We start from the raw sequence: 1,930 nt of genomic DNA on the forward strand, positions 1-1,930 counted from the left end.
CTGTTCAGGCAGCGGGAGTGACTGCCAGATGGCTTGTCCCTGCACACGCACCTCATCAAGCACACGCTGCCACGGCAGCTGCTGCGCGGCAGCGCGAGCGACTTCATCACGAATATGCCGCAGCCAGCGGCGCGCGCTGGGCTGAGATTGCGCGGCCACTGTCCACTCCGGCCATTCGCCGCTGAGATTGGCGCGTGACAGTTGTCCGCGCCGTGAGAACGCCAGCAGCAGCCCCTGATGGTCACGCGTCGCCAGCGAAGCCACCACATCAGCCATGCTCAGGCCGGTGCCGACAATCGCCACCGATGCGTCAGGCTCAACGTTATCCAGCACGCCTGGCTGCCACGGGTTAGCAATCAGCGCCGGATGGTCGGCAAACGGCTGTAGCATACGTGGCAGCGACGGCGGTGGATGGCTGATCGCCAGCGCCAGGATGTCGCCAGTCAGGGTTTCACCGTTACTCAACAGCAGTTGTTGCCCTTCCCATGCCAGCGCACGCGCCTGAACGTGACGCAGAGTGACATGCGGATGCGCCTCAGCGGCGGCGACAAACTGCTGAGCCAGATAGCGGCCAAACAGCGCGCGCTGCGGATACACCGCGCCATCGGCACAGTGTGCTGCCGAATCCAGTGAACATTCCGGTTGCTGACGATACCAGCGATCAAAGGCGCCCTGCTCTTCTCCGTTGAGCTGCATACGCGCAGCCGGCACGTTGATGCGGTGTGCCGGTTCCAGCGTGGAATAGGCAACACCGGCGCCGAGGCTGGCGCGCGGTTCGACCACTGTAATCAGTAGCGGCGCGAGCGACGTGCGGGCAAGGTGAATTGCCAGCGCTGTGCCGCTGAAGCCCCCGCCGACAATAATGATGTGCGCTGTTGCCATCGCCTTCTCCTGCATCAGCTGGCGCTCGTCTGTTTCGCCGATGGGCGCTTATCGCCGCCGATGGTTTCACCAAACGGGCCAGTGTTAATGGTACGGGCGCGCTGCTGCTGACCGTGAGCCAGCGGTAACAGCGGCAGCAGCAATTCAGCCACGCGATGTGCCTCTTCCAGATGCGGATAGCCCGATAGAATGAAGTTAGTCACGCCGAGCGCATGGTATTCCCGGATGCGTTCAGCGACCTGCTGCGGGCTGCCCACCAGTGCCGTGCCGGCACCGCCGCGCACCAGTCCGACGCCTGCCCACAGATTCGGCGCAATGTAGAGATTATCGCGCGAACCGTTGTGCAGCGCACTCATGCGCGCCTGACCGGCGGAATCCATGCGGGCAAAAATCTTCTGCGCCTGAGCGATAGTGTCGTCATCCAGATGGGCAATCAGTTTATCCGCCGCCGCTCGGGCTTCTTCTTCGGTTTCACGCACAATCACATGCAGGCGGATACCGTATTCGAGTTTCCGGCCGCGTGACTCAGCGCGCTCACGCACGACCGCCAGTTTTTCTGCTACCTGCGCCGGTGGCTCTCCCCAGGTGAGATAGGTGTCAATCTGCTGCGCCGCCACGTCGATTGCTGCCTCCGATGAGCCACCAAAGTAGAGCGGTGGACCGTTTTCCTGCACCGGTGGAAACAGCACCTCAGCGCCTTCAACCTGAATATGCTCGCCCTGATAATCCACTTTTTCGCCGCGCATCAGCCGACTATACACATCCAGAAACTCGCGAGTCACTTCATAACGTTCGCTGTGGTTGAGGAAGATGCCGTCGCCTTTGTTCTCTACCGGATCGCCGCCGGTGACCACGTTAATCAGCAGACGGCCTTCCGACAGACGATCCAGCGTGGTAGCCATGCGCGCTGCCAGCGTGGGTGGCTGTAACCCTGGCCGTACGGCGACCAGATAGCGCAGCCGGCGCGTCATTGGTGCCAGCGCGGAAGCCACCAGCCAGGAATCCTCACAGCTTTTGCCTGTCGGAATGAGGACGCCGTAAAAGCCCA

General features: G+C 62.1%; 2 protein-coding genes. Both read right to left on the minus strand.

Annotated features, from left to right (window positions below):
• Positions 1–882: FAD/NAD(P)-binding protein (locus tag FT726_RS26980; RefSeq protein WP_346303819.1), on the minus strand; the 882-nt coding region annotated here is incomplete at its 3' end.
• 14 nt (positions 883–896) lie between these two features.
• On the minus strand, positions 897–1,930 hold a 1,034-nt coding region (gene ssuD, locus FT726_RS26985; protein WP_346303820.1), incomplete at its 5' end, for an FMNH2-dependent alkanesulfonate monooxygenase.

It is taken from the genome of Pantoea sp. Morm (assembly GCF_016643525.1).
GTDB lineage: Bacteria > Pseudomonadota > Gammaproteobacteria > Enterobacterales > Enterobacteriaceae > Pantoea > Pantoea dispersa.